This window comes from Rhizobium sp. BG4 (assembly GCF_016864575.1).
Taxonomy (GTDB): Bacteria; Pseudomonadota; Alphaproteobacteria; order Rhizobiales; family Rhizobiaceae; genus Rhizobium.
The window spans coordinates 612,862-638,871 of the sequence record NZ_CP044125.1; the positions used below are offsets into that span (position 1 = coordinate 612,862).

Here is a 26,010-nt window from a genome sequence, read left to right on the forward strand (position 1 = left end):
GAAATACGGGCAGCCCCGGCTGCCCGCATGTTACATGGCCTCGAGATATCCGGTTACGCTGCCAGATGCCGCTCGATCTGGTCGACCGGCAGGTTGGTGTAGTCCTTGGCGACTTCGGCGGAGATCGCGGCCTGCGCGTCGGCGCTCAGCACCGGGCGCAGCGTCCCCAGCGCACGCGGCGGGGCGACGAGGACGATGCGGCGGGCATCCTTCCGGTGCACAAGATCGTCCATCTTGGCGGCAACCTGCTTCAGAAACTCGGCTTCGGCCTGTGCCTGCCAGTCTGTCTGCTCGATCGCGCTGCCGCTCAGTCCGTCGGGCGCATAGGAGCGGCCCGGCTTGTCGGTGCCGAGTTCGCGTGTCGGTGCGCTCGGTTGCGTCAGGGTTTCCTGCACCTGCAGATTCATGATCTGCGCGTCACCGGCATTCTGCATGAACAGCGCCTTCGCGCCATCGCAGACCACAACCCAAGATTCCCAAGGCACTCTGATGTCGGCCATTTGTCTTTCCTCTTGATTGTTTGCTGAAGCGGCAAAGCGCCTCATCGACTAGGGCAAAACGTGCAGGAATTGAAAGAGTTCGCGCGCCGGGCGCATAAATCGATTCACGCAGGCAATCCAATTTGTGAACGGCGCGTAGAGACCAGCAAAAGGAGAGACGCCATGAAGACCGCCCTCGTCGCCTATGCCGGTTCGTTCGCCACGCTGCTGGTGCTCGATGCGATCTGGCTCGGCCTCGTCGCCCGCACTTTCTATCGCGACCAGCTGGGCGAACTGATGCTGCCGCAGCCGGCTTTCGGCATTGCCGCGCTCTTCTATCTGTTCTTTGCCGTCGCCGTCGTCGTGCTCGCCGTGCTTCCGGCGGTCAATGCCGCCTCGCTCGGCACGGCGCTTGCCTATGGTGCCATTCTGGGACTGGCCGCCTATGGCACCTATGACATCACCAATCTTTCGACGCTGAAGAACTGGCCGGTGACGATGAGCTTGGTGGATATGGCCTGGGGCACCTTCGTGACGGCGGCAACGGCTGCCGGCGGCTATGCGGCGGCGCGCGCCTTCGGCTGATCGCCATCCCGCCGCGGCACAGGCTGTGCCACGTAAGCACAAAATTCATAATCACTAAAATTGTCTTGATGTCTTTGACGAATGCGCAAAACATTCGTGTGAGGCTCTGCCATAACGGGCCGGGATGAGCTTGGCCCAGACGGAGGACTGCACGATGTCCATGGATCGGGCAACGCATCTTGCGACTGTGAAATCTGAGGTCTACGACCAGCGCTGGGAGCAGTTTCAGGTGAACCGCCCGGCGCGGATCATCGCCGTGCGCCCCTGTCTCACCGGCATGTCGCTCAGAAGCGCGGAGATCCTCGATATCTCGCGCGGCGGCGCCACCTTCCTGGTCTCGTCGACCGCCGGTCTTCCCAAGCACTATTACCTCAACATTCTCGGCCTCGCCTATCGCATCGGCTGCGCCGAGGTCTATCGCAACAAGGAGCGCATCGGCGTCCGCTTCATCAACGTTCTCGATCCGGAAGTGCTGCGCCGCGTGGTACGCGCCGACTTCATGGCCGGCAATGTCGAAGCCATGGAAGCGCGCCGCGGCGGACGCATCACGGCGATGCAATAGGGCCGATTCTGGAATAATCTTCCTTGCCATGAAGGGAGCGGCGCTTATTGTTGGCGCCGCTTTTGTCTTATTCGGGATCCCGCATTTCCATGTCCGCCTTTTCGCGCTTCACACCGCTGGTCAGCGCCCTGCCCTCCACCGTTCCCTTCGTCGGCCCAGAGGCCATCGAGCGCCAGCGCGGCCTGAAGGTCGCGGCCCGCATCGGCGCCAATGAAAACGGCTTCGGCCCGGCGCCTTCCGTGCTCGAGGCGATGCGTGCTGCGGGCGGCGATATCTGGAAATACAACGATCCGGAGAATTTCGAGCTGCGCGAGGCACTGGCCGCCCATCTCGGTATCACCTCGGCGAACATCGCCATCGGCGGCGGCATCGACGAGCTGCTCGGCCAGATCGTCCGCCTCGTCATCGAGCCCGGCATGCCCGTCGTCACCTCGCTCGGCGGCTATCCGACCTTCAATTTCCATGTCGCCGGTTTCGGCGGCCGTCTCGTTACCGTTCCCTATGTCAACGACCGGGAAGATCTGGACGGGCTGCTCGACGCGGTGAAGCGCGAGAATGCGCCGCTCGTCTATTTCGCCAACCCTGATAATCCGATGGGCAGCTGGTGGGATGCCGACAAGATCGTCGCCTTCGCACGCGCCCTGCCCGAGACCTGCCTGATGGTTCTCGACGAGGCCTATAGCGAGACCGGACCGGCAAGCTCACTTCCCTCGATTTCTTCGCTGATCGACCTGCCGAACATCGTGCGCACCCGCACCTTCTCGAAGGCCTATGGTCTGGCCGGCGCCCGTGTCGGCTACGTGATCTCGACGCCGGGCACGGCGCAAGCCTTCGACAAGATCCGCAACCATTTCGGCATGAACCGGCTGGCGACGGCCGGCGCTCTCGCCGCGCTGAAGGACCAGGCCTATCTCGCCGAAGTCGTCGGCAAGATCCAGGCGGCGCGCGAACGCATCTCGGACATTGCCCGGGCAAACCAGCTGTCGCCGCTGCCCTCGGCCACCAATTTCGTGGCAATCGATGCCGGGCGCGACGGCACCTATGCGCGGGCGATCGTCGACGGGCTGATGCAGCATGGCGTCTTCATCCGCATGCCGGGTGTGACGCCGCTCAACCGCTGCATCCGCGTCAGCGTCGGGCCGGAAGCCGATATGGCGCTGTTCGAGCAGTCGCTGCCGCAGGTATTGCGCACGCTCGACTGAAACGAAAAAACCGCGCCGGCCTTGTTTCTGCCGGTCGCGGTTTCGTTCTCCTGGCTGCAGCCCCGTCCAAAGTGCCCCGCCAGCCCCCTCTTTTTGAGGTTGTTATTCTTGTCTGATTTTTCGATGCAGCTTAGTGGATGGTCATCCACTCGCGAGCCGCACGGAGCGCCTCGACGATCTGCATCTTGTTCATCGAAGCGGCGACATCGGCGCGCAGTTCGGCGGCACGGTCGCTGCCCTTGATGGCGGCGATGTTCAGCCACTTGTGCGCGGCGACCAGATCGACGTCGCAGCCGCGGCCGGTTGCATACATCAGACCCATTTCGCAGAAGACGTCGGCGTTCTTGTCGCCACCCATGGTGGCCATTTCAGCATTGTGCATTTCAAAGCGTGCCATCGGTTTTATCCCTGTTTAGCCTGTTGTCGACTTGCCCTGTTTTACCGTCCGGGCCGTGCCGTCTATCGCAGCTTTCGGTCCCTTCGGTGCGGCGGGTTTGCCCCGCTCGTTTGATGGCTTCACTATGCTCCAGGCCTTTCAAAAAACGCCTAAAATGCATGATTAATTTGAGACAAACAAAGTCCAAATGCTTGGTAAACTTGGGTTTTTGTTAAACATCGCGAAGCCTGCAAATTAAGGAGTTTCGAGACAATTTTACGAAAGATTCAGATTTCGAAATCAACGCTTCGTTCACCACGAAACGAGCAGGCAAATCGGGAAACCGGAAATATCGGCTGTCGGCAACCCCGGAAAACCGGGCTTTTGCGGCTCAGTCTTATTTACCTTTACGTTCGCGTCAGTTATTTTTCGCCGGCGTTTTGAACATCAGGGAGGAATGGATGGTCCGCACACTTATTCTCGCAGGCGCGGTGGTACTTTCGGCAGGGCTCGCGCATGCCGACGAGGTGATCGTCGGCAACTGGAAGACGGTCGCCGGCGATACGGCAGAGATCGCCCCCTGCAGCGGCGGCTTCTGCGTGACGCTGAAGACTGGCAAGTTCGCCGGCAAGAAGATCGGCACGCTATCCGGCACCGGCGGCACCTATACAGGCGAAATCACCGACCCTGCCAACGACAAGACCTATAGCGGCTCCGGCACGGTTTCGGGCAGTTCGCTGAAGATGAAGGGCTGCGTTCTGAAGGTTCTCTGCAAGTCGCAGACCTGGACGCGGCTGTAAGGGCTATTCTTCCTCGCCGCTTCTGGATCGGGAGTTAGAACGGCCCGTCGAAGCCGGAGCCCCCTCACCCTACCCTCTCCCCGCGGGGGAGAGGGGAAGTTGGCGGAAGCGGCATCCTCGACTTTCCCTTCTCCCCTGGGGAGAAGGTGGCCGGAAGGCCGGATGAGGGGCTCCAGCCACCACACTTCCTTCATTCCTGTGACAAGCACAGGGATGAGGGCGAAGGCAAGCGCGCCCAATGCTTCCCCCAAACCCGTCAATATTCCTGAACGCCATATGAACCGGCATCTCAGCACTCGTTCAGCCGCCCTGTGTCAGAAGGGAGGCAAGAATGAAGGGGCTTATGGGTTAGGGAATATGGACGTGCAAATCTTGGCAAGACGTTTCACCATCATCACGCTGTTTGCGGCGCTGTTTGCGATCAGCTTTTCGGCAGCGGTCGTGCATGGCGGCGGCGGCGGCGCCCAGTCGCATTTCGGCGCCAACTATACCTGCCTGGAATCCTCCAGCCCCTTCTGCTCGGGCGAGCATAAGTAGGTAGCGCGGGCGAGCCCGCCCGCCGTCGCTTGCGTGTTGCACATGGCAACCTATAATGCGCCATGAGCAAACGAATCTCTCCATTAGCACCCCTCGATATTTCCTCTCCGCCAGCCTTTGAACCGCAAAGCTTCGACGACCCGGCAAAGGCCGTCGACGCGCTGACAGAGCTTTACGACCGCAACACGGCCTTCCTGATCGACAGCTTCACGGCGATCGCTAAGGGTGCGCCGATCACCGCGCGGCACCGGGCCTTCTATCCGCAGGTCAGCATCGAGACGACGAGCTTCGGCCATATCGACAGCCGTCTTTCCTACGGCCACGTGACCTCGCCCGGCGTCTATACGACGACCGTGACGCGTCCGAAGCTGTTTCGCCATTACCTGAAAGAGCAGCTGGCGCTTCTGATGAAGAGCCACAACGTTCCCGTCGTCGTCTCCGAATCCTCGACGCCGATCCCGCTGCATTTCGCTTTCGGCGAAGGCGCCCATGTCGAGGCCTCCGCATCGGCCTTCATGGATATTCCGATGCGCGATCTCTTCGATACGCCGGACCTGAATACGACGGACGACGAGATCGCCAATGGCGAATATATCCCGCCACCCGGCGAGCCCTCGCCGCTTGCGCCCTTCACGGCACAGCGCATCGACTATTCGCTCGCCCGCCTCGCCCACTACACGGCAACAGGCGCGCAGCATTTCCAGAACTTCGTGCTGTTTACGAACTACCAGTTCTATATCGACGAGTTCTGCACCTGGGCCCGCAAGCTGATGGCCGACGGCGGCGATGGCTATACGGCCTTCGTCGAGCCTGGCAATATCATCACTCATGCAGGCTCCAGCACGCCCGAAGGCGATGCGACACCCGGCCGCCTGCCGCAGATGCCGGCCTATCACCTGAAGAAGAAGGGCCATGCCGGGATCACCATGATCAATATCGGCGTCGGCCCCTCCAACGCCAAGACGATAACCGACCACGTCGCGGTGCTGCGCCCGCATGCCTGGCTGATGCTCGGCCACTGCGCCGGCCTGCGCAACAGCCAGCGCCTCGGCGACTATGTGCTGGCGCATGCCTATATGCGCGAGGACCACGTTCTCGACGACGACCTGCCGGTCTGGGTGCCGATTCCGGCGCTCGCCGAAGTACAGGTGGCGCTGGAAGCAGCCGTTGCCGAGATCACCGGTTACGAAGGCTTCGAGCTGAAGCGCATCATGCGCACCGGCACCGTCGGGACGATCGACAACCGCAACTGGGAACTGCGCGATCAGGCAGGCCCGGTGAAGCGCCTGTCGCAGGCCCGCGCCATCGCGCTCGATATGGAATCGGCGACGATCGCCGCCAACGGCTTCCGCTTCCGCGTTCCCTACGGCACGCTGCTCTGCGTTTCCGACAAGCCGCTGCATGGCGAACTGAAGCTGCCGGGCATGGCGACAGCCTTCTACCGGACGCAGGTGAACCAGCATCTGCAGATCGGCATCCGCGCCATCCAGAAGCTGGCGGCCATGCCGCCAGAGGCGCTGCATTCGCGCAAGCTGCGCAGCTTCTTTGAAACGGCCTTCCAGTAAGCCTACCTGACATCGCGGTCCGCAATCACCTGCGGACCGCTGTCTGCGGGGCTCGACAGTTCGAGCCCGGAGATGACGGCCGCGAAGACCGCGACAGCAAACATCAGCCGCACGAGCAGGCCGCGCAGATCGAAGCCCTGCATGTCATAATATTCGTCAGCGCTGACCGGCGCTCTTTTGCGCGCGGCCCAGCTTGCAATTCCAATCTCCAGAATTCCCATGATCGTGACTCCAATGGTTTCGACGATCATGGTCGTTTGCGCCTCCGCGCTTTCGACAGCGGGAGGCCAACAAAGATTTTTCCCGCACCTGTCGATTTCCGCCTAGTCTCTTCGTCCAAGGGCTGTGAGAGGCAGCCAGGAGGAAAGCCACAATGCGATATCTATGCCAGGTATGGTTCGAGCCATCGGTGCTCGAACGGATGAGTGACGAGGAGAAAAGGACACTCGACCGGGATTCGGCCGGATACGATCTCGACCTGGAGGTCAGCGGCCATATGATCCATGCCGAAGCGCTGCAGGCGCCGAGCGCGGCGGTGACCGTGAAGGTCCGCAACGGCGAAATGGCGATGACCGACGGTCCCTTTGCCGAGACCAAGGAACAGCTCGGCGGCTTCATCCTGATCGAAGCCAAGGATCTCAACGATGCGATCCGGGTTGCTGCCGGCATTCCGCTGGCGAAATACGGCTCGATCGAAGTCCGCCCGGTCCATGACTTCAAGAGCAAGCTGCAGGAGGCCGCGCGATGAAATTCCTCTGCCAGATCTGGTTCGACACCGAAAAGAGCAAGCAGGTGACCCAGGCCGAATGGGACAGGCTGACGGAGCAATGCATCCTCAGCGACAACCGCTGGCGCGACAGCGGACACCTGCTGACGGCGCTGGCGCTGCGCGAGCCAGAGAGCGCGGTGACGGTGCGCGTCACGAACGGTGCACTCAGCGCCACGGACGGGCCGTTCGCCGAGATCAAGGAACATCTCGGCGGCTTCGTGCTGATCGAGGCCCGAGACATCAGCCAAGCGACCGAAATCGCCTCGGCATTCCCGATCGTCGAATATGCCTCGATCGAGGTGCGGCCGGCCTATTCGATCGAAGATGGGGTGTGAGCCGATGCGTTATCTCTGCCTCATCTACAATTCTGCTGACCGCGATGGAACGCTGACCCGGGCCGAAGGGCATCAGCTGGTCGCCGCGCATTTCCGTTTCGACGAGGAGCTTCGTGCCGACGGGACGATGATCCATGCCGATGCGCTGCAGCCGCCGGAGACGGCGACGGTGCTGCGGGTGCGGGACAACCAGCTGCAGGCGACCGACGGCCCCTATGCCGAGACCAAGGAGCATCTTGCCGGGTTCTACGTCATCGAGGCACCCGACGATGAAGCGGCAAAAGAGATCGCCGCGCGGATCCCATCGGTGTGTTTCGGAGCGGTCGAGGTCCGGCCGGTGCGGCTTCTGACATTGCCGGAGTAGCGTTTGGACAGGGTGATCGAGGATATCTACCGCTCGCAGTCGCGCCGGGTTCTGGCGACGCTGATCCGTCTGCTCGGCGATTTCGACCGGGCGGAGGAAGCGCTGCACGACGCCTTTGCCGAGGCGGCGCGAACCTGGCCGCGCGACGGCATTCCCGGCAATCCGGTGTCCTGGCTGGTTTCAGCCGGGCGCTTCCGGGCGATCGATCATATTCGCCGCCGGGCGCGTTTCGACGCGTCCGTGCAGGATATCGAGGACAGCCTTTATCCCGCACCAGAGGAGGCAGACGACATGGACGCGATTGCCGACGACATGCTGCGGCTGATCTTCACCTGCTGCCATCCCATAATTCCGGCCGAAGCGCAGGTGGCGATGGCGCTACGCGAAGTCTGCGGCCTGACGACGGAAGAAATCGCGCATGCCTTCCTCGTCCCCGCGCCGACGGTAGCACAGCGGATCGTGCGGGCGAAGAACCGGATCCGTGCTGCGGAGATCCCCTACGAGGTGCCGGAGAAACCTGAACTGCCGGAGCGGCTCGACCGGGTGCTGCACGTCATCTACCTGGTCTTCAACGAGGGCTACTCGGCGTCGTCAGGCAGCGCTGTCGTGCGGAGCGGCTTGACCGGCGAAGCGATCCGGCTGGCGCGGCTGGTCGGCGAGCTGCTGCCGCACCGGGATATCGATGGTCTCCTGTCGCTGATGCTGCTGCAGGATTCGCGGCGGCTGGCGCGATCGAGCGATGACGGTCGACTGGTGCTGCTCGACGAGCAGGACCGCTCCGCATGGGATCGCGGCAAGATCGTCGAGGGGCTGCAGCTGCTGCAGAGCGCGATGGCTGGCGAAGAGGTCGGGCTCTATACGGTGCAGGCGGCGATCGCCGCCGAGCACTCGAAAGCGGCAACACCCGAAGCCACGAACTGGCGGCAGATTGCCCGCTATTACGATCTGCTTGCGGCAGCCCAGCCCTCGCCCATCGTGGCGTTGAACCGGGCCGTGGCGATCGCCATGTCCGAGGGTTTCGAACAGGGTCTGGCGATCGTCGACGGCATCCTGCAATCCGGCGATCTCGAGCGCTATCATCTGGCGCATTCGGCGCGCGCCGATTTCCTGCGCCGCCTCGGGCGGATCGCGGAGGCAATCGAGGCCTATGAGCGTGCGCTGTCGCTTTGCCAGCAGGAGCCGGAGCGGAACTTCCTGAGGAGGCGGATTTCAGAGCTGACGGCGGCGGCCGAAGGGCAGTGAGATCGCCGTCCCCGTCAGCGCCGAGACGATGATCAGCAGATGGGCATTGATGCTCGCCTGCGCCAGTGCCGCCAGCGCTTCCTTCCCGCCCAAGGCGCCGAAAGCGACGGCACCGGCGGTGATGCCGGCCGGATAGGTGCCGACGCCGCCCGGCGCATGCACCGGCAGAACGGATGAGAGCTCGCCGCCGAGCGCGCCGCCGAAGCTCGCGGCCAGCGGCAGCACGCCCATCAGGCTGAGCGCCCAGGCAAGGACCAGAACCTTCACCAGCCAGTTCACCGCCGTCATCGCCCAGGCACGCGCAAAGGCGATGCCATCGACCGGCAGGCCGTTCTCGATCTCAGCCAGAAAGCCCTGCGCCTTCTTCGGCGCCAGCTTGAAGCCAAAGCGCAGCAGCGGTTTGCGGACGATGAAGGCTGCGACCGGGAGCACCAGGAATGCGGCCCAGATGATCCATGCAATCAAGCCGTTACCCGCTTCGCTTGCCAAACCGATTCCGGCTGCCGCAAGCAATGCATGAAGATCGAGGAGGCGCATGACGAGAAGCGCCGAGGTGCCGCGCGCCAGCGGAATGCCGAACTCGGTGCGCATCAGCAGCGGGAAGCTGGTCTCGCCGCTGCGGAAGGGCAGCATGATGTTGAGCAGATTGTGGATCTGGGTAACGCGAAACAGCGTGCGGAACTGGCCGGATGTCTCGCGCGGGAAGTAATCGAGGATGCGCCAGGTGCGCAGGAAATAGGTGCTGGTCAGGAGAACGAGCGCGATGGCGATCGGCAGGACGCCGACGGCTGCCCATTGCGCCAGGATGGAGGACCAGCCCCAAAACCATTCGATGAAGAGTGCATAGGCTGCGACGATCACGACGGTGAGCAACGTCATGCGATTGCGTGCGAACCAGGATTGTCGGCTAGCGCCAACCGGAGAGTTCATGTAGTAGGCATCCTGACTTTGGGCGGCGACGGCCGCCTGCTTGGCCATGAACGGCCTTTTAGGAGCAATAAGAGTTGCAGACAATGTCAGAGTCGCTTTCGAGCGCAAATGATGCCGGAACGCCGCTTGAGCTTTCGCTCGTGGTTCCGATCTTCAACGAAGAGGAAAGCGTCGGCCCGCTCGTCGAGCGGATCTGCGAGGCAATGGCTCAGTATCCGAGCAGCTGGGAGCTGATCCTGGTCGATGACGGCAGCACCGATGCGACGCTCGTCAACGCCAAGAAATATGCCGGCCGCGCCGGGCTCACGCTGCGCATCGTCGAACTGCAGCGCAATTTCGGCCAGACGGCCGCCATGCAGGCCGGTATCGACACGGCCCGCGGCCGCCTGATCGCCACCATGGACGGCGACCTGCAGAACGATCCGAAGGACATTCCTTCGATGGTCTCCGAACTCGAGCGCCGCGAACTCGACCTGCTGGTCGGCTGGCGCAAGAACCGCCAGGACGGCCTACTGCTGCGCAAGATTCCCTCGTGGTGCGCCAACTATCTGATCGGCCGCATCACCGGCGTGAAGCTGCACGATTACGGCTGCAGCCTGAAAATTTACCGCGCCTCGATCATCAAGCAGGTAAAGCTGATGGGCGAAATGCACCGTTTCATCCCGGCCTGGGTTGCCGGTGTCGTCCCGAGCTCGCGGATCGGCGAAGTGCCGGTGACGCATCACGCGCGCCAGCACGGTGTCTCGAAATACGGCATTTCGCGCACCTTCCGCGTGATCCTCGACCTGCTGTCGGTGATGTTCTTCATGCGCTACAAGGCGCGTCCCGGCCACTTCTTCGGTTCGCTCGGTCTCGGCTTCGGCGCTATCGCGGCACTGATCCTGCTTTATCTGTTCTTCGACAAGTTCATTCTCGGCAATGACATCGGCACCCGCCCGATGCTGATGGTCGGCGTTGTTTTCCTGCTGTCCTCGGTGCAGCTGATCACCACCGGCATCCTCGCCGAAATGATCGCCCGCACCTACTACCGCGACGACGCCTCGCCGAACTACATCGTCCGGCAGATCTTCGATGGAAGCCAGAGTTAAGGCTCAGCCGGGTATCCACCCGGTCCAATCGTTCGGCAGATCGATCGGCAATGCACTCATTCTGCTTGCCGCCTACTTTCTGCTGAACATTGCCCTTCGCGTCGCGCTGCCGCATTCGCTGGAGCTCGACGAGGCAGAGCAGATCTTCTACTCGCAATATCTGCTCGCCGGGTATGGACCGCAGGCGCCGTTCTATAACTGGCTGCAATATGCGATCGTCGCGGTCGTCGGACCGTCGATCTGGGCGCTGACCGTGCCCAAGAACATCCTGCTGTTTCTCTGCTACGTCTTCTACGGGCTGGCGGGACGCGAGGTCCTGAAGGACCGCTCCGTGCAGGCGGCCTCGATGCTGGCGCTCCTGACGCTGCCGCAGGTCTCGTACATGCCGCAGCAGGACCTGACGCATACGGTCGCCCTGCTCTGCGCAACCTCGCTTTTCCTGTTCGGCTTCTTCCGGACGCTCGAAAGGCCGAGTTTCGGCAGCTATATGCTGCTCGGCATCGCCACCGGTATTGCCGTGATCTCGAAATACAATTTCGCGCTCATACCGCTGATCGCGATCGCCGCCGCAATTCCCGACCGCGAGTGGCGTCAGCGCCTCTTCGACTGGCGGATCTTGCCGGCGCTTGCCGTGTCGCTCGCGATCGTCATGCCGCATCTGCTGTGGCTCTACGGCAATGTCGACCAGGCAACGGCGGGGACGCTCAGCAAGATGGTCGATAGCCGTGAGGCAACCGACATCTTCCCGGCCGGCGAAGGGCTGCTTTCGTTCGTCGTCGCGCTCATCGCGTTTTCAGCGCTCACCATCGTGATTTTCGCCGCATCCTTCCGGCGTGACCTCATCCGCGCCCTCAAAGCCGGAGACCGCTGGACGCGGCTGATGGAGCGGATGATCGCCATCAGCCTGATCGCAATCGTCGGCGTGATCCTGGTGACCGGCACGACGCACATCCGCGAACGCTGGCTCGACCCGTTCCTGCTCATCCTGCCGCTTTACATTTTCCGCAAGCTGGAAGTATCCGGCGCCGATTTCGGCCTGCCGCTGCGCCGCTTCCTGCGCGCCGTCCCGATCCTGATGACGGTCGTGGTCACCATCCTCACGGTGCGTGTGGTGGCCGGGGAGCATATAGGCTCCTACACCAAACTGAACATTCCCTTTGCCGGTCTTGGCCGCGTGCTCGAGGGCCAGCCGCGCCCGGGGCTGATCATCGCGGGCGACCGCCACGTTGGCGGGAACCTCAGGCTCGTCTTTCCCGACACGCCGATCATGATGCCCGGCTTCCCTGATCCCGGCCTGCCGAACGATCTGCTGACGAAGGGTCCGCTGCTCTTCATCTGGCGCGGACCTGAGGGCAAAGAGGCGCCGATGCCGCCAGAGTTTTCGACCTGGATCACGGATAACAATGGCGAGGTGACGGGCATCGGCACGCTCGCGCTTCCCTATTATTTCGGCAAGAGTGGCGACACTTTCGCCTTTGGTTACGCTTGGGTTGGGCGCAAATAAAATGGAAAGCACTGATAACAAGGCCGGCAAAAGCGGGATCGGCTGGGTCTTCGGCTTGCTGGCTTTCTATTTCGTGCTGCAGGTTATCGTCCGCATCGCCATGCCGCCAACGCTCGGCCTCGACGAAGCGGAGCAATCCTTTCGGTCACAATGGCTGGCCGCTGGATACGGGCCACAGCCGCCGTTCTACAACTGGCTGCAATATGCCATCTTCTCGTTCAGCGGCGTCTCCGTGCTGGCGCTTGCGGCGACGAAGAATACGCTGCTCTTCATTTCCTATCTGCTTTACGGCCTGACGGCGCGCCGATTGCTGCGGAACGATGCGCTCGCGGTTATGGCGACGCTCGGGCTTATTACCTTGCCGCAGGTGGCGTTCGAGATGCAGCGCGACCTGACGCATACGGTCGCCGTGTTCTTTTCCGGATGCCTCTTCCTCTACGGCTTCATCCGCGCGCTGCATAAGGGCGATACGCTGGCCTATCTTATTACCGGTGTCGGCATCGGCCTCGGCTTCCTCTCGAAGTACAATTTCGCGCTTCTGCCGATTTCCGCCCTGCTTGCCGTTCTCTTCGATCAGCAGATGCGCAAGCGGGTGTTCGACTGGCGCATTGGACTGACGGCACTCGTCACCATCGCGATTGCCACGCCGCACCTGTTCTGGCTCAAGGACAATCTCGGCTTCGCCACGGCTCGCACCCTGGAGAAGCTGACGGATAACGACCATGCGAGCTATATTCTGCAGGTTCTGACTGGCACCGGCTCGCTGCTGTTGGCAGTCATCGGCTTCTGCGCCGTCACCGTGCTGGTCTTCGCGATCGTATTCCGCAAGCCGTTGCTCTCCGCCTTTTCGGGGAGCTCCGAATGGACGCGGCTGTTCGGGCGCATGATGCTCTTTTCGATGCTCGGCATTCTCCTGCTGGTCTTCTTCGGCGGCGCCTCGCAGGTCAAGGACCGGTGGCTCGTGCCGCTGTTCTTCGTGATGCCGCTCTATCTGGCGCTGAAGATCGAGGCATCGAAGATCGACGCTGGCCAGGCGTTGCGCCGCTTCATGCCGGTCGTCGCGATCATCATGATCGCCGTCCCGTCGATCCTCTTCGGCCGGGTCGCGATGGCAAGCCTCAACGGTGATTACGAGCGGCTGAACACGCCGTTCCTGCGCGCTGCCGAAGCGCTACGGCAGAAGGCTGATCCCTCAGCAATCGTCGCGGAAGGAAGCCTCCTTGCGGGCAACCTTCGCAAGGACCTCTACCCCGTTACCGTCGTGTCGCTCGATTATCCGGGCTTCAAGCCGGATATTGCGATATCGAAGGAACATCCGTTGCTGATCGTTTGGCCAATGGGCACTGCGGGTGAAAGCGGGCTGTCGGCGAAGGCTACGGAATGGCTGAAACAGAGGCCGGATCTCGCGGGTGCCGTCCCTGAGATCTCGACCATCGACGTTCCCTATTTCTATGCCCACAAGGGCGAGACCTACCGGTTCGGCTATGCGCTGATCGCGCCGCCCGCCCCCTAACCCCGCAACTCCTTCCAGGCCGCATCCAGCGCGATCTTCGTGATCCGCGCCATCTCATCCACCTCCGCATGGCTGATGACCAGCGGCGGCGAGGCGAGCATGCGGTCGGCGGTGGCGCGCAGTACCAGGCCGTTGGCGAGCGCGTGGTTTCGCACCAGCGATCCCACCGCGTCGGGCTTTTCGAAGCGGGTGCGGGTCTTCTTGCCGGCGGTAAGCTGCAGGGCGGCCATCAGGCCGACGCTTGCGGCTTCGCCGACGAGGTCGTGATCGGCGAGCGCGCCCCAGGCTTTCGCGAAATAGTGGCCGATGTCGTCGCGGACGCGCTCGACCAGTTTCTCGTCTTCGATGATGCGCAGGTTTTCGAGCGCGGCGGCGGCGCAGACGGGGTGGCCGGAATAGGTGAAGCCGTGGTTGAAATCGCCGACATCGTTGATCAGCACGTCGGCAATGCGATCGGACACCAGCACGCCGCCGATCGGCAGGTAGCCTGAGGAGAGGCCCTTGGCGATCGGGCAGAGGTCGGGCTCGACGCCGTAATATTGGTGACCGAACCATTCGCCAAGGCGGCCGAAGCCGCAGATCACTTCGTCGGTGACGAGCAGGATGTTGCGGGCCTTGCAGATGCGGGCGATCTCCGGCCAGTAGGTTTCCGGCGGGACGATGACGCCGGCGGCACCCTGGATCGGCTCGGCGACGAAGGCGGCGACATTCTCCTCGCCGAGCTCGTCGATCTTCGCTTCCAGTTCGCGGGCGACTTTCAGGCCGAATTCGGCGGGCGAGAGATCGCCGCCCTCGCCGTACCAGTAGGGCTGGCCGATATGGACGATCCCCGGGATCGGCAGGTCGCCCTGCTCGTGCATGTATTTCATGCCGCCGAGGCTGGCACCGGCGACGGTCGAGCCATGATAACCGTTTTTGCGGGCGATCACCGTCTTCTTCGAAGGCTTGCCGACGGCGCTCCAATAGACGCGCGCCATGCGGAACCAAGTGTCGTTGGCCTCCGAACCGGAGCCGGTGAAGAAGACGTGGTTGAAGCGATCGCCGGCATGGGCGGTCACCTTCTCGGCGAGCAGCGTCGTCGGCGTGCTCGTGGTGCCGAAGAAGGTGTTGTAATAGGGCAGCTCGTTCATCTGCCGGGAGACCGCATCGGTGATTTCCTTGCGGCCGTAGCCGACATTGACGCACCAGAGGCCGGCGAAACCATCCAGATATTTCTTGCCTTGATTATCCCAGATGTGAACCCCTTCGCCGCGCTCGATGATGCGCGTGCCGTCGGCGTTGAGCTTTTTCATGTCCGAGAAGGGGTGAAGATGATGGGCGGCGTCGAGGGCGGCGAGATTTGAGCGCTGGTAAGTATCGGACATGATTTGCGAAACACCTGCAGAGATTGAAAGGATCTTCCCAATGGGTTACGACCTTGGCCTGCTCAGAGGGGATTTTCAAGATCATGACGGCTGACAAGATGCACGGCAAAGCTGCAACTGACGAGCCCTGGATCGAAATCATGCTTGTCGGCATGAACGGCGACCTGCGCGGCAAGCGCATTCCGCTCGATGCACAGAAGAAGGTCTGGGCCGGCGAGGTGCGCCTGCCCTCCTCGACGCAGTCGCTGGATATCTGGGGCGACGACAATGACGACATTACCGGCCTGTCGCTGACGATCGGCGATCCCGACGGCCTTTGCATCCCCGACCAGCGCAGCCTGGCACCGCTGCCCTGGGCGCCCGAGGGCTCCATGCAGGTGCTGGCGACGATGCACGAATTCGACGGCAGCCCGAGCTTCATGGATCCGCGCGCCATCCTGGCTTCGGTGCTGAAGCGTTATGACGAGCGCGGATTGACGCCCGTCGTCGCCACCGAGCTGGAATTCTACGTGGTGGAACAGGACTGGCTGGAGACCGGCCGCCCCTCCCCGCCGAAGAAGCTGACCTATCGCGGCGAGCCGAACGGCTACCAGCTCTACGACATGGGCGCGACGGATGCGCTCGACGACTATCTCAAGACCGTGCGCGGCTATGCGAGCACGATGGAACTGCCTGCCGATGCGACGACGGCGGAATTCGGCCCCGGCCAGTTCGAGATCAATCTGCTGCACCGGCCGGATGCGCTGGCAGCCGCAGACGACTGCATCTATCTGAAGCGCGTCGCCGAGCAGGCAGCGAAGCGGCACGACCTGAAATCCACCTGCATGGCCAAGCCCTATTCCGACCATGCCGGTTCCGGCCTGCATGTGCATGCGAGCATCGTCGACAAGGATGGCCGCAACATTCTGGACGCCAAGGGCGGCGAGCCTAAGTTGCTGAAGTCAGTCACCGCGGGCATGCTGAAATCGATGCGCGAGGCGCAGCTGGTCTTCGCGCCCTTCGCCAATTCCTACCGCCGCTTTCAGCCGGGGTCGTTTGCGCCTGTTGATCTCACCTGGGGTTATGGGCATCGCGGCACGGCGATCCGCATCCCGGATATGAATGGCCCGGCGGCCCGTGTCGAGCATCGCGTCGCCGGAGCCGACGCCAATCCCTATCTGCTGCTGGCAGCAATCCTCGGCGGCATGCTGTTTGGTCTCGACGGCGATCTCGACCCGGGCGAAGAGACGACGCCTTCGCATGTGCCTGAGAATACCGAGCGGCTGACGCATGATTTCCTGACGGCGGTTGAAGCCTTCCGCGCATCGCCCTTCATCAAGGATGTCTTCGGCGCGCGCTATCAGAAGCTCTACGGCGATACGAAATACAAGGAAGCGCTGGCCCATCTGCGCACCGTGTCTGATTTCGACTACCGCACCTACTTGCCGCGCATCTAGGCGGCAGGCTCCCGCCGTTCCGTCTCGTCGTTCTGCGCGGCGAGACCCTGCCTGACGAGAACCTTCAGCTCTTCCGGGTGCAGCTGCAGGCGGATGTCGCGCTCAAGCGGCAGCAATTCGCCATCCATGACGCAATTGGATTTGGCGCGCATCTTCGGGAAATGCAGATGCACCTCGGCCGGATGCATCACCATGACATCAGCGTTATCGCGGACCTTGCCGCGCAGCATATCGAAGGCGAGCCTCGCGACGCCCATCGGCCGCAGCGGCTTCGCAGTATAGAAGCCGAGTTCGCCGCTGCGCAGATTGTCGGCATAGAGCAGCGCGTTTTCGCCGAAGGGATTGTTGGAGACCGAGACTGCCGAGACGCGGCGGCGCTCGCGGACACCCAGCGCCTCGAACTCGACCTCGAATTCCGGCGGGTTCATCACCACGCCGAAGGCGGCGCGGGTGCTGGCGCGCATCTTTCCGAGGCGGGAGCGGAAGCTGTAGGAATTGCGGTAGCGCACCATGCGGGCGTGAAGACCGGCGGAGAACTGGTGGATGAAGGGGCGGCCGTTGGCGCTGGCGATATCGACGTGATCGACCTCGCCGAAGGCCAGCGTATCCAGCGCCTGCCAGATATCGAGCGGCACTTTCAGCGAGCGGGCGAAAAGGTTCATCGTGCCGGCAGGGATGACGCCGAGCGCAACGCCGTTCTTCCAGGCGATCGAGGCAGCCGCCGAAATCGTGCCGTCGCCGCCACCGGCAACGATGCCGTCGATATCGTCGCGGCGGGCGGCGCGTTCCATGGCCGGAACGATCTCCTTGCCGGGAAAAACGATGGCTTCGAAGTCATGGCCAGCCTCGCGGAATGTCGCCTCGGCCTGCCGCTCATAGGCTTCCATATCCGTGGTGCGGAACGTGCCACCATCCTTGTTAAAAAAACCGACAAGCTTCATGCGGTATCCATGCCCCCACGGCGAATTGCAAATCACAGCTAGAGATGGTTTTGCGATAGGCGATTTCAAGCGCGCAGCTAGTTTGCGCAGTGCGGCGGCAAGCCTTGGCAAATGCTAATAATGCAATGGACGTATGCCGATAACAGGACGCTGCACTGCAAAAAATGCACTCGACGCTCTGCCGCCAATCAGGGATAGAATGCAAAATGGAGGCACGTACCTCCCTTCCCGCCATAGACAGGCCGACACCGGAGCCGAACGCTTCCGGTGAACCGCTTTTGATACATGCCCAAGGAGCTCCCGTGAGCCAGATCGCCGTAGACGATTCCCTCGATGCACCGATTGCGGAGGCGCCTTCGCCGATGGCGGTCGCGCTGGTGCAGCTGGCGCTTGCCTGCGGCGGCTTCGGCATCGGCACGGGTGAATTCGCGATCATGGGTCTGCTGCCGAATGTGGCAGGCACCTTCTCGGTCACCACCCCGCAGGCGGGTTACGTGATCAGCGCCTATGCGCTCGGCGTCGTCATCGGCGCGCCGGTCATCGCCGTGCTTGCGGCGAAGATGGCGCGGCGCTCGCTGCTTCTACTGCTGATGGGCATCTTCGCCGTCGGCAATATCCTCAGCGCCATGGCGCCGACCTTCGAGAGCTTCACGCTGCTGCGCTTCATCACCGGCCTGCCGCATGGCGCCTATTTCGGCGTGGCGGCGATCGTCGCCGCGTCGATGGTGCCGGTTCACAAGCGGGCGCGCGCCGTCGGCCGCGTCATGCTCGGCCTGACGATCGCCACGCTGCTCGGCACGCCGCTTGCCACTTTCTTCGGCCAGTCGCTCGACTGGCGCATCGCCTTCACCACCGTCGGCGTCATCGGCCTCGTGACCGTGGCGCTGATCTGGTACTACGTGCCGCGCGATCAGGTGGAGGAAGGTGCAAGCTTCATGCGCGAACTCGGCGCCTTCAAGCGCCCGCAGGTGCTGCTGACGCTCGCCATTGCCGCTGTCGGTTACGGCGGCATGTTCGCGATGTTCAGCTATATCGCCGATACGACGATGAAGGTGGCGATGCTGCCGGCCAGCATGGTGGCTGTGATGATGGTGCTGTTCGGCATCGGCATGAATGTCGGCAACGTGCTCGGCTCCTGGCTCGCCGACAAGTCGCTGATGGGCACGATCGGCGGCTCGCTGATCTTCAACATCGTCGTGCTCAGCTGCTTCTCGCTGACGGCCGCCAATCCGGTCATGCTCGCCGCCTGCGTGTTCCTGACGGGCTGCGGCTTTGCGGCGGGCCCTGCCCTGCAGACCCGCCTGATGGATGTTGCCGCCGATGCGCAGACGCTGGCGGCCGCTTCCAATCACTCGGCCTTCAATATCGCCAATGCGCTCGGCGCCTGGCTCGGCGGCCTGGTCATCGCCTGGGGCTACGGTTACGCCTCGACGGGCTATGTCGGCGCCTTCCTGTCGTTCCTCGGTATCTTCGTCTTCGCGGCGTCGCTACGCCTGGAGCGCCGCAGCCGCAGCGCCTGAGGCTTCGCGCAATTCCATGCCATCGGGGCGGCAGAACACATGTTCGTCGCCCCAGGCAGCCAGCGCCCGGATGACCGGCTTCAGCGTCTCGCCGAGCGGCGTCATCGTATATTCGACGCGCGGCGGCACGACCGGATAGACCTTTCGCGAGACCAGCCCGCAATCTTCGAGCTCGCGCAGCTGCTTGGTCAGCATGCGCTGCGTCACCGCCGGAAGCTTTCGGCGCAGCTCGTTGAAGCGCAGCGTTCCGTCCATCAGATGGAACAGGATGACGCCCTTCCATTTGCCATCGAGAAAGCTCAACGTCGCCTCCACCGGGCAGCCGGGGAAGTTCTTCGTCAGCTTGGCGCGGGGCAGAGACATTTGACGGTATCCTTTTGGGTACTACGTACAGAATTTGTGCATTCTTGCGTTAACAGAGCATAAGACGCATCTAGCCACTGTGCAACAAACACAGGAGTTTCCCATGCGCGCCGTCGCCTACAAGACCCCACAGCCGATCGCGGCAGAAACCTCGCTCGTCGATGTCGAGCTACCCGTTCCCGAGGCCACGGGGCATGACCTGCTGGTCGAGATCAAGGCCGTCTCCGTCAACCCTGTCGATGTCAAGATCCGCGCCAATGTCGCGCCGCCCTCCGGCGAGCTGAAGGTCATCGGCTGGGATGCGGCCGGTGTCGTTAAGGCCGTCGGCCCCGATGTAACGCTGTTCCAGCCGGGCGACGAGGTATTCTATGCCGGTTCGATCACCCGCCCCGGCTCCAATGCCGAATTCCATCTCGTCGATGAGCGCATCGTCGGCCGCAAGCCGAAGACGCTCGATTTTGCCGCAGCGGCCGCCCTGCCGCTGACCTCGATCACCGCCTATGAGGCGCTGTTCGACCGGCTGAAGGTGCAGGATGCCGTACAGGGTGCCGCCCCTTCCCTGCTCGTCATCGGCGGCGCCGGCGGCGTCGGCTCGATCACCATCCAGATCGCCCGCGCGCTGACCGATCTGACCATCATCGCCACCGCTTCGCGTCCGGAAACGCAGGAGTGGGTGAAGGAACTCGGCGCCCATCATGTGATCGACCATTCGAAGCCGATCGCCGCGCAGGTGGCCGCCCTTGGTATCGGCGCACCGGGCTTCGTCTTCTCGACCACCAATACCGACCAGCATCTGGCCGAAATCGTCGAGGTGATCGCACCGCAGGGCCGGTTCGCGCTGATCGACGATCCCAAGGTGCTCGACATCATGCCTTTCAAGCGCAAGGCGATCTCGGTGCATTGGGAGCTGATGTTCACCCGGCCGATCTTCGGCACGCCTGACATGATCGAGCAGCACAAGCTTCTCAACAGGATTTCAGAGCTCGTCGATGCCGGGAAAATCCGCACGACGCTGACCGACACGGTCGGCACGATCAACGCCGCGAACCTGAAGAAGGCGCATGCGATGATCGAGACCGGCAAGACCAAGGGCAAGGTCGTTCTGGCAGGTTTCTGACCGGCGTCTCGCCCGGAAATATCCGGTAAATCATAATCGCAAAGAATGCCGCGCCGGATGGTGCGGCATTCTGCCATTAAGCACATATCCCAGTTGACTTTTTTAGCATTCAGGACCACCTGTTCCTGACGCGGACGGCGCTGCGCCGGACGCGGATATCAACGGAGCCATCATCACGATGCCAAGCGACAGTAGCAGTCGATTGCCTTTGCCGTACGCGGCCCTTTCGCGCTGACCTGGATGCTCCGGGCTCGCCCGATCGGACGCTACGGCGGATCGACGGAAAGGCGAGCTAATGAATATCAATCGCTTCCCCCTGCGGGCCGGCAATGCCGCGCGCGCTTTCATGACCAACAATAAGGTTGCGACCATCGCCGAACGCGTCGAGTCGCTGAATGCACTCGCCCCGGCCGAGGTTTCTCGCATCCTGTCGCGTATGCCGCAGGAGTATGCGGTCAACATTCTCGACCGGCCGGAACTGCGCAACGCCTCCACCGTGCTGGCGCTGATGGACCGCGCCGATGCCGCACGCCTGCTGCACGGCATGTCGAACGACCGTGTCGCCGACGTTCTGCTGGAGCTCGACACCGACACCCGCACCCGGCTGTTCAACAGCCTGGAAGAGCCGGTGCGCGTCGCTATCCAGCACCTGATGGGCTATCCGGCCCGCACCGCAGGCAGCATCATGACGACCGAGTTCGTCAGCGTGCCCGGCAACTGGACGGTCGAGCAGACGCTTGCGCATGTGCGCCATGTCGAGCGCTCGCGCGAGACGGTCTATGCGATCTATGTGCTGGATGAGAATTCGGGCGCGCTGCTGCATGTCGTGACGCTGCGCCGCCTGATCACCGGCGAGCCCGATGCCTCGATCCTGACCGTCGCCCAGAAGGGCACGCCGGTTGCCGCCGATCCGCTGATGAAGCAGGAGGACGTGGCACGGCTGATCCGCAAGCACGACCTGCTGGCGCTGCCCGTCGTCGACGATCATGGCCTGATCCTCGGCATCGTCACCGTCGACGACGTGATCGATACGATGATCGCCGATACGACCGATGGCGCCCAGCGCTTCGGCGGCATGGAGGCCCTCGGCAAGCCCTATATGAAGATCAGCTTCGGCGGCATGATCCGCAAGCGCGCCGGCTGGCTCTGTGCCCTCTTCCTTGGCGAGATGCTGACGGCGAGCGCCATGCAGCATTTCGAAGGAGAGCTAGAGAAGGCCGTCGTGCTGACGCTGTTCATCCCGCTGATCATGAGCTCCGGCGGCAATTCCGGCTCGCAGGCGACATCGCTGATCATCCGGGCGCTGGCCGTCGGCGAGCTGAAGCTTTCGGACTGGTGGAAGGTGCTGCTGCGCGAACTGCCGACCGGCGTCGTGCTCGGCGCCATCCTCGGCCTCGTCGGCATGCTGCGCGTGTTCTTCTGGCAGAGCGCCGGGCTCTACGATTACGGCCCGCACTGGGTTCTGGTCGGGATCACGGTATTTGCAGCGCTGATCGGCATTGTCACCTTCGGTTCCGTATCGGGCTCGATGCTGCCCTTCGTGCTGCAGCGGCTGAAGCTCGATCCGGCAACGGCATCGGCTCCGTTCGTGGCAACGCTCGTCGATGTGACCGGCCTGGTGATCTACTTCTCGGTCGCCCTGATGATCCTCACCGGGACGCTTCTCTAGAAGCGATCGGCAGGCAGAGCGGCGTGCCGTCCACCGGGTGCGGCACGACCGCCGCATCCACTCCGAACACCGCCTTTATCAGCTCCGGCGTCAACAGCGCGCCGGGGCTTCCTGCTGCGTGGATGCCGCCATCGGCAACGGCGATGATGTGATCGGCATATTGTGCCGCATGGTTCAGGTCGTGGACGACCATGACGACGGTGCGGCCGCGATTGCGGTTCAGGTCGCGCAGCAGTTCCAGCACTTCCAGCTGATGGGCGATATCGAGATAGGTGGTCGGCTCGTCGAGCAGCAGGATCGGCGTTTCCTGCGCCAGCGCCATGGCGATCCAGGCGCGCTGGCGCTGACCACCGGACAGACGGTCGAGCGGGCGAGAGGCGAGATCGGAAAGGCCGGTGGCCGCAAGCGCCCCATCGACGATCTCCTCGTCATGAACAGATGTGCGCGACAGCAGTCCCTTGTGCGGATGGCGGCCGAAGCGGCAGAGCTGGCGTACCGTCAGTCCATCAGGCGAGACGGGGCTTTGCGGCAGCAGCGCCAGCGCCTGGGCGATCGCCCTGCCCTGCATCGCCGAGATTTCCTTGCCATCGAGATAGACCGTTCCCGAAGCGGGTTCGATGATGCGGCCGAGTGCTTTCAGCAAGGTGGATTTGCCGCTGCCGTTGGCGCCGATCAAAGCGGTGATCTTGCCGTCGGGGATCGAGACATCGACATTCTCAAGCACGCGGATGGCCGCGTAGCCGAGCGTCAGCTTTTCTCCGGCAAGGCGGGATTGCACGGCGCTATTCATGGCGGCCGGTCTCCTTGATGAGCAGGAAAATCAGATAGGGACCGCCGATGACGGCGGCGGCGATGCCGGCCGGGATTTCGTTCGGCAGCGCCACAAGCCGCCCCGCCAGATCAGCGGCGGAGAGCGCGAGCGCCCCCATCAGCGCGCTGGCGGGAACGAGATGGCGCGCACGCGGGCCGACCATCAGCCGTGCCGCATGAGGCGCGAGCAGGCCGAGAAAGCCCATGCTGCCGACGCTGGCGACCGCACCGGCGCAGAGCAGGACGGAGACAACGATCAGGCCGCCGCGCAGCACTCCCGGCGACATGCCCAGACTGATCAGCGTATCGTCGCCGAAGCCCCCGGCATCGAGCCTGGCGGCGGCGATCAGGATCAGCGGCAGGCAGGCGACAAGCCACAGGCTGAGGATCAGCACATCGGCGGCGGAACTGCCATAGACGCTGCCCGCCAGCCAGACCATCGACTGGTCGGCGCGGGTCGGGAAGATCACCATGACATATTGCATCAGCGCCTGGGCCAGCATGCCGAGCGCCACGCCGACGAGCGCCAGCGCCGCAATGCCGCCGCCGAACGCGCGGCCGATGACGAGCAGCAGACCGGCGCCGATGACGGCACCGAGAACCACACCCGACGGGATCGACCAGATCGCCCAGGCGGGCGGCGTCAGCATGCCCGCAAGGAAAGCGCCGAGACCGGCGCATTTGGTGATGCCGACGACATCCGGCGAGGCCAGTGGATTGCGCAAGGCGCCCTGCAGGAAGACACCCGCGAGACCGAAAGATGCGCCGGCGAGGATGGAAACGGCGACCCGCGGCGCCCGGTATTGCATCACGATGAAGGCATTCTTGCCACCGCCGATGCCATCGAGCACCTGGGCGATGCTGAGGGTGACGGCGCCAACGGTCATGCCAAGGATGGCGAGAACGGCGATCAGGACGGCGATGGTGAGGCAGACCGTCAGTGCCCGGCTATTTCTTGCGGCAAGCGCACTCATCGGACCCGCTGCCTCCAGAGGATCAGCAGGAAAGCCGGAGCGCCGACCAGTGCGGTGACGATGCCGACGGGCATTTCCGAGGGGAAGGCAGCGATACGGCCCGCAAGATCGGCAGCGTTCAGCAAGAGCGGCCCGGCAATGGCGCTGAGCGCGATGACGGTGAACTGGTCGCCGCCAACGAGCCTGCGGATGATATGGGGCACAAGCAGGCCGATGAAGCCGATCGGGCCGCTGACGGCGACGGCAGAACCGGCGAGCACAACGATCAGCGCCGCAGCCAGCCCGCCGACGCGCCGCGCATTCTGGCCGAGCGACACGCCTGTCGTGTCATCGAGCGCCAGCACGCCGAAATGGCGGCCGGCCAGCAGCGCCGTGCCGCCGCCGAGGATCGAGAACGGCAGGATGATCCAGACCTTGTCCCATTGCGCGCCGTTGATCGATCCGGCGAGCCAATAGACGATATCCTGCGCCGCATTGTTGGCGATCAGGATCGCCTGGACGAGCGCGGCAAGCACGAGCTGGATGGAAATGCCTGCGAGCGCCAGCTTCATGTCGTTCATGGCGCCCGAGACCGACAGCGCCCACATGGCGACGCCGACGGCCGCCGCACCTGTGAATGCGGGCCAGACGGTGCCCGCGCCCTTCAGCTCCGGTACTGCGATCAGGCAGAGGACGATGACCAGCGAAGCGCCGGCATTGATGCCGAAGGTCTGCGGCGAAGCGAGCGGATTGCGCGTCAGCGTCTGGATCAGCACCCCGGCGACCGCCAGATTGGCGCCGACCATGACGGCAAGCAGCGCCCGCGGCAAGCGGACATCCCAGACGAGCGCGCTATCGGGCGAGCCATCGGGTGAGACGAAAAGCGAGAGAGCGCGGAGAACCGGGAGCTCCGAAACGCCGAAGGATATAGCAGCAATAATGACCGCAGCGAGCGCGGCAAGCAGCAGGCAGCCGAGCGCCAGCGGCTGCATCCGCCGCTCCTCAACGCTTCGTGCTGCCGCCGCTTCGCTCACCGCTGTCAGGCCTTGTAGACCTTGGCGAGGATTTCGCGGGCGATCATCTCGGCGGTCTTCAGCCCGCGGAAACGCGAGAACTGGTTGCGATCGACCTCGAAAATGTTGCTGTCCTTGACGGCCGAGATGTTTGCGAAGGCGCTGTTGCTCTTCCACTGGTCGAGCACAGTGCCACCGGCATCGGTCGCGACCAGGAGCACATCGGGATTGACGGCGATCAGCCGCTCGAGGCCCGCCCCGCTTTCCACCGCGTCGGAAGAATCGACCGCAGGCGTCAGGCCCATCGCCTTGAAGACGGAGCCGGTAAAGGACGAGGATGTGTGGAGGCTCATGGAATCGGGCGTCGCGACCGCCAGCAGGAAGCGGCGCTTTTCCCCGGCCGGGATCTTGGCGACCAGCGCTGCAACGACAGCCTCGTGATCCGCCACCGCCTTCTCGCCCTTCGCCTTGTCGCCCAGCGCATCGGCGATGGTGACGACGCCTTCCTTGATCGTCTGGTAGCTGCCTTCCCAGCTGTTCAGGACAATGGTGGGCGCGATGGCGCTGAGCTGCGCATAGATTGCCGAATGGCGGATTTCGTCGGCGATGATGAGATCGGGCGTCAGAGCGCTGACGAGCTCGAGGTTCGGCTCCAGCCGGGTGCCGACGGAGCTGTAATCGATCTTCTTGCCGAGCAGCTGCTCGATGCGCTTCGGCTGGTTGTCGTCGGTGATGCCGACGGGCACGACGCCGATCGCATCGAGAGACTGTACGAAGGAGAATTCGAGCGCCACGACGCGCTGCGGCCTGCCCTTGATCTCCGTGGAGCCGAGCCGGTGCTCGATCGTGCGGGCGGCGTCATCGGCAAAAGCCGGGCGGGCAACCAGCGCAGCACCGGCAGCGCCGAGGAGAAGGCCGAAATTGCGGCGGGATATCGGGTTCTGAAACAGGCTCACATCAAACTCCCAGCTGA

Annotated in this window: 28 protein-coding genes; 17 read left to right on the forward strand and 11 right to left on the reverse strand. The window is 63.2% G+C overall.

Going from position 1 to position 26,010, the window contains the following annotated elements:
• Positions 1-53: 53 nt before the first annotated feature.
• Positions 54-500, reverse strand: a complete 447-nt coding sequence (locus F2982_RS03285) for a host attachment family protein (RefSeq protein WP_203429214.1) — start codon at positions 498-500, stop codon at positions 54-56.
• Between the two features lie 162 nt (positions 501-662).
• Between F2982_RS03285 and F2982_RS03290 the strand changes: the two genes are divergently transcribed.
• From F2982_RS03290 to F2982_RS03300, 3 genes are all read left to right on the forward strand, one after another.
• On the forward strand, positions 663-1,064 hold the full coding sequence (locus tag F2982_RS03290; RefSeq protein WP_112719606.1) for a DUF2177 family protein: 402 nt from the start codon (positions 663-665) through the stop codon (positions 1,062-1,064).
• A gap of 154 nt (positions 1,065-1,218) precedes the next feature.
• Positions 1,219-1,626 (forward strand): PilZ domain-containing protein, encoded by a 408-nt coding sequence (locus F2982_RS03295; protein WP_112719607.1) that lies wholly within the window; start codon positions 1,219-1,221, stop codon positions 1,624-1,626.
• An 89-nt stretch (positions 1,627-1,715) separates the two neighbouring features.
• Complete coding sequence (locus tag F2982_RS03300) at positions 1,716-2,828, forward strand: pyridoxal phosphate-dependent aminotransferase (RefSeq protein ID WP_203429215.1); 1,113 nt, start codon at positions 1,716-1,718, stop codon at positions 2,826-2,828.
• A gap of 130 nt (positions 2,829-2,958) precedes the next feature.
• Here the strand turns inward: F2982_RS03300 and F2982_RS03305 are convergent, their stop codons facing one another.
• Positions 2,959-3,225, reverse strand: coding sequence for a sel1 repeat family protein (locus F2982_RS03305; protein WP_112719609.1), 267 nt, complete (start codon positions 3,223-3,225; stop codon positions 2,959-2,961).
• A gap of 440 nt (positions 3,226-3,665) precedes the next feature.
• Here F2982_RS03305 and F2982_RS03310 point away from each other — a divergent pair, with 440 nt between their 5' ends.
• The 3 genes from F2982_RS03310 to F2982_RS03320 all read left to right on the forward strand — a co-directional run bounded on the left by F2982_RS03310 (position 3,666) and on the right by F2982_RS03320 (position 6,106).
• Positions 3,666-4,004, forward strand: a complete 339-nt coding sequence (locus F2982_RS03310) for a DUF2147 domain-containing protein (protein WP_203429216.1) — start codon at positions 3,666-3,668, stop codon at positions 4,002-4,004.
• Positions 4,005-4,361: 357 nt separating this feature from the next.
• Positions 4,362-4,541 carry a hypothetical protein gene (locus tag F2982_RS03315; protein WP_112719611.1) on the forward strand — a complete coding sequence of 60 codons (180 nt, stop codon included), beginning with the start codon at positions 4,362-4,364 and terminating at the stop codon, positions 4,539-4,541.
• A 62-nt stretch (positions 4,542-4,603) separates the two neighbouring features.
• Positions 4,604-6,106: an AMP nucleosidase gene (locus F2982_RS03320; RefSeq protein WP_112719612.1), complete on the forward strand. Its 1,503-nt coding sequence runs from the start codon at positions 4,604-4,606 to the stop codon at positions 6,104-6,106.
• Between the two features lie 2 nt (positions 6,107-6,108).
• Here F2982_RS03320 and F2982_RS03325 read toward each other — a convergent pair whose 3' ends face one another.
• Positions 6,109-6,357 (reverse strand): hypothetical protein, encoded by a 249-nt coding sequence (locus tag F2982_RS03325; protein WP_203429217.1) that lies wholly within the window; start codon positions 6,355-6,357, stop codon positions 6,109-6,111.
• A 122-nt stretch (positions 6,358-6,479) separates the two neighbouring features.
• On the opposite strand from F2982_RS03325, the gene F2982_RS03330 reads away from it, so the two are divergent.
• The 4 genes from F2982_RS03330 to F2982_RS03345 are packed head-to-tail and all read left to right on the forward strand — an operon-like array spanning position 6,480 to position 8,816.
• Positions 6,480-6,854: a YciI family protein gene (locus tag F2982_RS03330; protein ID WP_203429218.1), complete on the forward strand. Its 375-nt coding sequence runs from the start codon at positions 6,480-6,482 to the stop codon at positions 6,852-6,854.
• Positions 6,851-7,210, forward strand: coding sequence for a YciI family protein (locus tag F2982_RS03335; RefSeq protein ID WP_130278608.1), 360 nt, complete (start codon positions 6,851-6,853; stop codon positions 7,208-7,210). The genes F2982_RS03330 and F2982_RS03335 overlap by 4 nt, the downstream gene beginning before the upstream one ends.
• A gap of 4 nt (positions 7,211-7,214) precedes the next feature.
• Positions 7,215-7,574 (forward strand): YciI family protein, encoded by a 360-nt coding sequence (locus F2982_RS03340; RefSeq protein WP_203429219.1) that lies wholly within the window; start codon positions 7,215-7,217, stop codon positions 7,572-7,574.
• 3 nt (positions 7,575-7,577) lie between these two features.
• On the forward strand, positions 7,578-8,816 hold the full coding sequence (locus tag F2982_RS03345) for an RNA polymerase sigma factor (protein ID WP_203429220.1): 1,239 nt from the start codon (positions 7,578-7,580) through the stop codon (positions 8,814-8,816).
• Here F2982_RS03345 and F2982_RS03350 read toward each other — a convergent pair.
• On the reverse strand, positions 8,784-9,746 hold the full coding sequence (locus tag F2982_RS03350; protein ID WP_203430003.1) for a lysylphosphatidylglycerol synthase domain-containing protein: 963 nt from the start codon (positions 9,744-9,746) through the stop codon (positions 8,784-8,786). The genes F2982_RS03345 and F2982_RS03350 overlap by 33 nt on opposite strands.
• A gap of 83 nt (positions 9,747-9,829) precedes the next feature.
• Between F2982_RS03350 and F2982_RS03355 the strand changes: the two genes are divergently transcribed.
• Genes F2982_RS03355 through F2982_RS03365 form a run of 3 tightly spaced genes read left to right on the forward strand, consistent with a single transcriptional unit; the run spans position 9,830 to position 13,851 of the window.
• Complete coding sequence (locus F2982_RS03355; RefSeq protein WP_203429221.1) at positions 9,830-10,834, forward strand: glycosyltransferase family 2 protein; 1,005 nt, start codon at positions 9,830-9,832, stop codon at positions 10,832-10,834.
• The gene (locus F2982_RS03360; protein WP_203429222.1) at positions 10,818-12,338 is read left to right on the forward strand and encodes a glycosyltransferase family 39 protein; all 1,521 of its coding nucleotides are present in this window, start codon (positions 10,818-10,820) and stop codon (positions 12,336-12,338) included. Before F2982_RS03355 ends, F2982_RS03360 begins: the two co-directional genes overlap by 17 nt.
• Position 12,339: 1 nt before the next feature.
• Positions 12,340-13,851, forward strand: a complete 1,512-nt coding sequence (locus F2982_RS03365; protein ID WP_203429223.1) for a glycosyltransferase family 39 protein — start codon at positions 12,340-12,342, stop codon at positions 13,849-13,851.
• Here F2982_RS03365 and F2982_RS03370 read toward each other — a convergent pair.
• Positions 13,848-15,215: an aspartate aminotransferase family protein gene (locus tag F2982_RS03370; RefSeq protein ID WP_203429224.1), complete on the reverse strand. Its 1,368-nt coding sequence runs from the start codon at positions 15,213-15,215 to the stop codon at positions 13,848-13,850. The genes F2982_RS03365 and F2982_RS03370 overlap by 4 nt on opposite strands.
• 83 nt (positions 15,216-15,298) lie before the next feature.
• Here F2982_RS03370 and F2982_RS03375 point away from each other — a divergent pair, with 83 nt between their 5' ends.
• Positions 15,299-16,651: a glutamine synthetase family protein gene (locus F2982_RS03375; protein ID WP_203429225.1), complete on the forward strand. Its 1,353-nt coding sequence runs from the start codon at positions 15,299-15,301 to the stop codon at positions 16,649-16,651.
• Here the strand turns inward: F2982_RS03375 and F2982_RS03380 are convergent.
• Positions 16,648-17,592, reverse strand: coding sequence for a diacylglycerol kinase family protein (locus F2982_RS03380; protein ID WP_203429226.1), 945 nt, complete (start codon positions 17,590-17,592; stop codon positions 16,648-16,650). The two genes, F2982_RS03375 and F2982_RS03380, sit on opposite strands and share 4 nt — an antisense overlap.
• A gap of 302 nt (positions 17,593-17,894) precedes the next feature.
• Here F2982_RS03380 and F2982_RS03385 point away from each other — a divergent pair, with 302 nt between their 5' ends.
• Positions 17,895-19,112: an MFS transporter gene (locus tag F2982_RS03385; protein WP_203429227.1), complete on the forward strand. Its 1,218-nt coding sequence runs from the start codon at positions 17,895-17,897 to the stop codon at positions 19,110-19,112.
• On the opposite strand, the gene F2982_RS03390 is transcribed toward F2982_RS03385, so the two are convergent.
• Entirely contained in the window at positions 19,080-19,475 is a 396-nt protein-coding gene (locus F2982_RS03390) for a helix-turn-helix domain-containing protein (RefSeq protein WP_199626679.1), read from the reverse strand. The two genes, F2982_RS03385 and F2982_RS03390, sit on opposite strands and share 33 nt — an antisense overlap.
• Positions 19,476-19,578: 103 nt before the next feature.
• Between F2982_RS03390 and F2982_RS03395 the strand changes: the two genes are divergently transcribed.
• Positions 19,579-20,592: a zinc-binding alcohol dehydrogenase family protein gene (locus F2982_RS03395; protein ID WP_203429228.1), complete on the forward strand. Its 1,014-nt coding sequence runs from the start codon at positions 19,579-19,581 to the stop codon at positions 20,590-20,592.
• Positions 20,593-20,887: 295 nt separating this feature from the next.
• Positions 20,888-22,261: a magnesium transporter gene (gene mgtE / locus F2982_RS03400; protein WP_203429229.1), complete on the forward strand. Its 1,374-nt coding sequence runs from the start codon at positions 20,888-20,890 to the stop codon at positions 22,259-22,261.
• Here the strand turns inward: mgtE and F2982_RS03405 are convergent.
• Genes F2982_RS03405 through F2982_RS03420 form a run of 4 tightly spaced genes read right to left on the reverse strand, consistent with a single transcriptional unit; the run spans position 22,242 to position 25,993 of the window.
• Positions 22,242-23,051 (reverse strand): ABC transporter ATP-binding protein, encoded by an 810-nt coding sequence (locus tag F2982_RS03405; protein ID WP_203429230.1) that lies wholly within the window; start codon positions 23,049-23,051, stop codon positions 22,242-22,244. The two genes, mgtE and F2982_RS03405, sit on opposite strands and share 20 nt — an antisense overlap.
• Complete coding sequence (locus F2982_RS03410; protein ID WP_203429231.1) at positions 23,044-24,045, reverse strand: iron ABC transporter permease; 1,002 nt, start codon at positions 24,043-24,045, stop codon at positions 23,044-23,046. Before F2982_RS03410 ends, F2982_RS03405 begins: the two co-directional genes overlap by 8 nt.
• Complete coding sequence (locus tag F2982_RS03415) at positions 24,042-25,016, reverse strand: iron ABC transporter permease (protein WP_203429232.1); 975 nt, start codon at positions 25,014-25,016, stop codon at positions 24,042-24,044. The genes F2982_RS03410 and F2982_RS03415 overlap by 4 nt, the downstream gene beginning before the upstream one ends.
• A gap of 47 nt (positions 25,017-25,063) precedes the next feature.
• Positions 25,064-25,993 (reverse strand): ABC transporter substrate-binding protein, encoded by a 930-nt coding sequence (locus F2982_RS03420; protein ID WP_203429233.1) that lies wholly within the window; start codon positions 25,991-25,993, stop codon positions 25,064-25,066.
• Between the last annotated feature and the right edge of the window lie 17 nt (positions 25,994-26,010).